The 4684-nt window shown below is 70.6% G+C and carries 8 protein-coding genes; 3 read left to right on the top strand and 5 right to left on the bottom strand.

The window, feature by feature from the left end; translation table 11 throughout:
• A partial coding sequence (locus tag JGS39_RS36710; protein ID WP_219574099.1) for an anti-sigma factor family protein occupies window positions 1–353 on the bottom strand: 353 nt, incomplete at its 3' end.
• Window positions 350–1111 (bottom strand): RNA polymerase sigma factor SigE, encoded by a 762-nt coding sequence (gene sigE / locus JGS39_RS36705; protein ID WP_236064539.1) that lies wholly within the window; start codon window positions 1109–1111, stop codon window positions 350–352. The genes JGS39_RS36710 and sigE, both read right to left, overlap by 4 nt.
• A 182-nt stretch (window positions 1112–1293) precedes the next feature.
• Between sigE and JGS39_RS36700 the strand changes: the two genes are divergently transcribed.
• Window positions 1294–1959, top strand: a complete 666-nt coding sequence (locus tag JGS39_RS36700) for an O-methyltransferase (protein WP_219574098.1) — start codon at window positions 1294–1296, stop codon at window positions 1957–1959.
• A 113-nt stretch (window positions 1960–2072) separates the two neighbouring features.
• Here the strand turns inward: JGS39_RS36700 and JGS39_RS36695 are convergent, their stop codons facing one another.
• Window positions 2073–2240 carry a DUF3117 domain-containing protein gene (locus tag JGS39_RS36695; protein ID WP_003966491.1) on the bottom strand — a complete coding sequence of 56 codons (168 nt, stop codon included), beginning with the start codon at window positions 2238–2240 and terminating at the stop codon, window positions 2073–2075.
• A gap of 314 nt (window positions 2241–2554) precedes the next feature.
• On the opposite strand from JGS39_RS36695, the gene chcB reads away from it, so the two are divergent.
• The gene (chcB, locus tag JGS39_RS36690) at window positions 2555–3370 is read left to right on the top strand and encodes a 2-cyclohexenylcarbonyl CoA isomerase (RefSeq protein ID WP_219574097.1); all 816 of its coding nucleotides are present in this window, start codon (window positions 2555–2557) and stop codon (window positions 3368–3370) included.
• A 12-nt stretch (window positions 3371–3382) separates the two neighbouring features.
• On the opposite strand, the gene JGS39_RS36685 is transcribed toward chcB, so the two are convergent.
• On the bottom strand, window positions 3383–3976 hold the full coding sequence (locus tag JGS39_RS36685; protein ID WP_219574096.1) for a DNA-3-methyladenine glycosylase I: 594 nt from the start codon (window positions 3974–3976) through the stop codon (window positions 3383–3385).
• Window positions 3973–4386, bottom strand: coding sequence for a hypothetical protein (locus JGS39_RS36680; protein ID WP_219574095.1), 414 nt, complete (start codon window positions 4384–4386; stop codon window positions 3973–3975). The genes JGS39_RS36685 and JGS39_RS36680 overlap by 4 nt, the downstream gene beginning before the upstream one ends.
• Before the next feature lie 127 nt (window positions 4387–4513).
• Here JGS39_RS36680 and JGS39_RS36675 point away from each other — a divergent pair.
• Window positions 4514–4684, top strand: a 171-nt coding sequence (locus JGS39_RS36675; protein WP_219574100.1) for a dihydropteroate synthase, incomplete at its 3' end; no start/stop codon positions are given.

The following is a 4684-nucleotide window of genomic DNA, read 5'->3' as shown; positions in this document are numbered from 1 at the left end:
CCCTCGGAAGCGGATTCCGCGCGGCTGCCGTGCGGGTGCATCACGGGAAGGACGCCGTCGCCGAAGCGCCCCGGATCGCCCTGGGGTCTTCCCCGACGGTCGTCGTCACCACCCGGTCCACCGGGAAGGCCCTGGAGACGGGCAAGGAACCCCTCGGAGGGCGAGGGTGGGGCCGACTGCGCGAAGACACTCTTCAGGCGCCGCTGGGCGGCAGCCTCGGCCTTGCACTTGCCGCAGGTCGCGAGGTGTGCGAGCACCCGGTCGCGGGCGTCGTGTTTCAACTCGCCGTCGACAAGCGCGGCGAGACGGTCCCCCAGGTGTTGTTCCGCGGGGGTCGGACCTGTGCCGCTCACGCCGTTCCGCCCTCCCCTGACACGAGGGCGCCCGCCAGGGAGCGCTGCTCGGCACGGGCCTCGGGCGAACGGTGCTGCAGCGCCTTGCGCAGGTGCGAGCGGCCGCGGTGGATACGGCTGCGCACGGTGCCGAGCTTCACGCCGAGTGTCGCGGCGATCTCCTCGTACGAAAGGCCCTCGATGTCGCACAGCACGACCGCGGCCCGGAATTCGGGCGCAAGGGTGTCCAGCGCCTGCTGGACGTCCGCGTCGAAGTGGGTGTCGTTGAAGACCTGCTGCGGCGACGGCTCACGGCTCGGCAGCCGCTCCGCGGCGTCGTCCCCGAGGGAGTCGAAACGGATGCGCTGCTTACGACGGACCATGTCCAGGAACAGGTTGGTCGTGATGCGGTGCAGCCAGCCCTCGAAGGTGCCGGGTGTGTACGTCGACAGCGAACGGAACACCCGGACGAAGACCTCCTGAGTGAGGTCCTCGGCGTCGTGCTGGTTACCCGTCAGTCGGTAGGCAAGGCGGTAGACACGACCGCTGTGCGTGCTGACGATCTCTTCCCATGAGGGCGGCGTCCACGCCTGGGAGTCCGCATCTGAGGCGAAGGTCGCGGTCGGTGCGGAGTCGTTGGAAGAACGGTCAGCAATGTTGGTCACGGATTTCGGCTCACCCGCCGACCTGAGAAAGCGCCACAGCACTCCTCCCCGATCCACAGGCGCAGCCGCACCTCCCCTGTCGGCTCTGGTGGTGTCCAGTGGAGCCCCTACCATAGCCACCTCGCCCGTTAGCTCCGGATAAGCCTTTTTCCTGCTGGGGCCGGGGTCTCCCCCGGGGACGTCCTGTCCGCCTGTCCCGGGCCCGGTCTGCGGGCCCGATCCACGTGCTTTCCCCTGTCCCTTCCTAACGCCCGGTCCCATCTGCGGGTTCCCGGGTGCAGCGGATACAGTCACCGTTGCGCCAACTACGGGGACAGGAGAGGGTCATCACCGCCAACCGGCAGACGAGCTGGGCGTTCGCCGACGCCTTTGTCGCCGAGGACGAAGCACTGCGCTGGGCCCGGGACCGGGCACGGGACGCGGGACTCCGCTCGGTGTCACCAGGCACCGGCGCAGCGCTGCGCCTTCTCGCTGCCACCACGGACGCCAAAGCGGTGGCCGAGATCGGCACCGGTACGGGCGTGTCCGGCCTCTATCTGCTGCACGGCATGCGCCCCGACGGGGTACTGACCACGGTCGACCCGGAACCCGAGCGCCAGCAGTTCGCCCGTGAGGCGTTCCGCGCGGCGGGCTTCGCCGCCAATCGGGCCCGCTTCATCCCCGGCCGCGCCCTCGACGTCCTCCCCCGGCTGGCGGACGGCGGTTACGACCTCGTGTTCTGCGACGGCGACCGGCTGGAGAGCCTGGACTGCCTCGCTGAATCGTTGCGCCTGCTGCGGCCCGGCGGCCTGGTCTGCTTCGAGGGCGTCTTCGCAGACGGCCGCACGGTCGACTCCGCCGCCCAGCCCGCCGAGGTGCTGCGCCTGCGCGAACTGCTGCGGGCGGTCCGCGAGAGCCAGGAGCTGATGGCCACGCTGCTGCCCGTGGGCGACGGACTCCTCTGCGCGGTACGACGGGGCTGAGCCCCGCCCGCAACACCCACGACGCCCCGCAACACCGCAGCGCACCCCGGAACGCACCACTGCCCCGGCACGGTCTCCGTGCCGGGGCAGTGGTGAAGTGTGGACGCCTTCTGCTAGCCGACGACCTTCTTGAGGGCATCGCCGAGCGCATCGGCCTCGTCCGGAGTCAGCTCCACGACAAGCCGACCGCCGCCTTCGAGCGGAACGCGCATGACGATGCCCCGCCCCTCCTTTGTCACCTCGAGCGGGCCGTCGCCCGTCCGCGGCTTCATGGCCGCCATGCTCGTTCCCCTTCCTGAAACCAGCTCATCGCAACCGGCGGCCCCATGACAGGCGCTGCCTCACCGGCATCGAACACATTGCTTCCAGGCCATTATCCCGCATCACAGACCCCGATGACCAACATCGCTCTGCATCGCTTGCGCAACGCGCTCTCTCAAAACCACCCAATTCGGCGATCCGACTGCGATACTCCGTCCCCTTGCCCCCCTCATCGCGGCGGAATCGTTAGACGCAGGTCACATGTTCGCCCTCACCGAAGTCGGCCATGCTTGCCTGGACAGGCATGTTGAACGAGGCGCAAAGGGGACCGCACATGGCCGATCACGACGACTCCGTGCTCTACGAAGTGAGCGACGGGCTCGCGACGATCACGATCAACCGTCCGGACGCGATGAACGCCATGGACACCGCGGCCAAGGTGGCGCTGCGTGACGTCCTGCAGTCGGCCGGCGCCGACACCGCCGTGCGGGCGGTTCTGCTCACCGCGGCCGGCGGGCGCGCCTTCTGTGTCGGCCAGGACCTCAAGGAGCACCTCTCCAACCTGTCCGAGGTCCGCGCGTCGGGCGGCGGCAACGCGCTCAGCACGGTGCGGGAGCACTACAACCCCATCGTGCGGGCGCTCACGGAGATGCCCAAGCCGGTCGTCGCCGGGGTCAACGGTGCCGCGGCCGGAGCGGGCTTCGGTTTCGCGCTCGCCTGCGACTACCGGGTCGCCGCCGACACCGCCTCGTTCAACACCTCGTTCGCCGCGGTCGCCCTCACCGCCGACTCGGGTGTGTCGTGGACGCTGCCCCGGCTGATCGGCCACAGCCGCGCCGCCGATCTGCTGCTCTTCCCGCGCTCCATCTCCGCGCAGGATGCCCATGACCTGGGCATCGTGAACAAGCTGGTGCCCGCCGCAGAACTCGTCGCCGAGGCCACCGCGGTGGCCCGCGCCCTCGCGGACGGACCGACGGTCGCGTACGCGGCGCTCAAGGAATCGCTGGCCTACGGCGCCGGCCACACTCTGGGCGAGGCGCTGGAGAAGGAGGACGAACTCCAGACGAGGGCGGGCGCGTCGCAGGACCACGGAATCGCGGTGCAGGCGTTCCTCGACAAGGACAGGTCGCCGAAGTACGTCGGGCGGTAGTCCGGCTCCCGGCTAGGCCGCGGAACCGCCGCCGCGGGCCACGCAGTCCGCAAGATGGTCGTCGACCAGGCCGCACGCCTGCATCAGGGCGTAGGCCGTGGTCGGACCGATGAACCGCAGCCCGCGCTTCTTGAGGTCCTTCGACAGTGCCGTGGACTCCGCGGTGACGGCCGCCACGTCCCCGAGGACGCGGGGGGCGGGGCGGCTCGCCGGATCCGGGGCGTACGACCAGATCAGTTCGTCCAGCTCGCCGTCCTGCCAGCCCGTCAGCACCTGGGCGTTGGCGAGGGTGGCGTCGATCTTCGCCCGGTTGCGGATGATGCCCGCGTCGGCGAGGAGCCGCTCCCGGTCCGCGTCGGTGAACGCCGCCACCTTCGGGATGCTGAACCCGGCGAACGCGCTGCGGAAGCCCTCACGGCGGCGCAGGATCGTCAGCCAGGACAGCCCGGACTGGAACGCCTCCAGACACAGCCGTTCGAAGAGGGCGTCGTCGCCGTGGACCGGCCGGCCCCATTCGGTGTCGTGATAGACGAGGTAGTCCTCGGTGGACAGGCCCCAGGGGCAGCGCAGCCCGCCGTCCGCCGCCGCTTCGGCGCCGCCGCTCATCGTCCGGTCTCCTCGTCGGGCCGCGGGACCTCGCCCTGCGGCTCCGGAGCCTCCCAGGGGGCGTGTGGACGGTCCCCGGGCTGCTTCAGGAGATCGGGGCGGCCGGCTCTCGTGGCCTGGGCACCGGCGAGTGCCGACTCCAGCTCCGCGATCCGGGCGTCCCGCTCGGCGAGCTCGGCACCGAGCCGGCCCAGCGCGTCGTCCACATCGGCCATCCGGTAGCCGCGCGCGGCGACGGGCAGCCGGAGCGCCTCGACATCCGCGCGCCCGACCGGGCGCGTCGCGGGCAGCGGATCCGTCAGCTGCTCGGGCGCCACGTCCTGCAGGATGGCACTCTTCCCTCCGCCGACCACGGCGAGCGTGACCGCGGCAACCACCACCACCATCGCGAGCAGCAAGAACCAGAACACGCGTATCTCCCCGGGAGCGGAATTCGTCCGGGTCCGATCGTGCCATGCGGCACTGACAGTTAGGGTCGCAGTCGGCTCCGGCGGAGATCTGCTGGGCGGATTCAAAGGTTCGAGGGAGAGACACGGGATGCGAAGCGGTGCGCTCAGGCTGGGACGGCGCGAGTTCGGCGCGCACGAGCCGGTGATCATGGCGATCGTGAACCGCACCCCGGACTCCTTCTACGACCAGGGCGCCACCTTCCTCGACGAGCCCGCGCTCTCCCGGGTCGAGCAGGCGGTGGCCGACGGCGCCGCGATC

It is taken from the genome of Streptomyces poriferorum (genome assembly GCF_019399235.1).
Taxonomy (GTDB): domain Bacteria; phylum Actinomycetota; class Actinomycetes; order Streptomycetales; family Streptomycetaceae; genus Streptomyces; species Streptomyces poriferorum.
Note: the sequence above shows the minus strand (reverse complement) of the source record. Positions and strands in the feature narration are given on the sequence as shown.

What these genes read in the sequence shown, in the direction of transcription:
- chcB (WP_219574097.1), top strand. Translation starts at nt 2,555, where the DNA reads ATGGCCGATCACGACGACTCCGTGCTCTACGAAGTGAGCGACGGGCTC.
- JGS39_RS36695 (WP_003966491.1), bottom strand. Translation starts at nt 2,240, where the DNA reads ATGGCGGCCATGAAGCCGCGGACGGGCGACGGCCCGCTCGAGGTGACA.
- sigE (WP_236064539.1), bottom strand. Translation starts at nt 1,111, where the DNA reads ATGGTAGGGGCTCCACTGGACACCACCAGAGCCGACAGGGGAGGTGCG.
- JGS39_RS36685 (WP_219574096.1), bottom strand. Translation starts at nt 3,976, where the DNA reads ATGAGCGGCGGCGCCGAAGCGGCGGCGGACGGCGGGCTGCGCTGCCCC.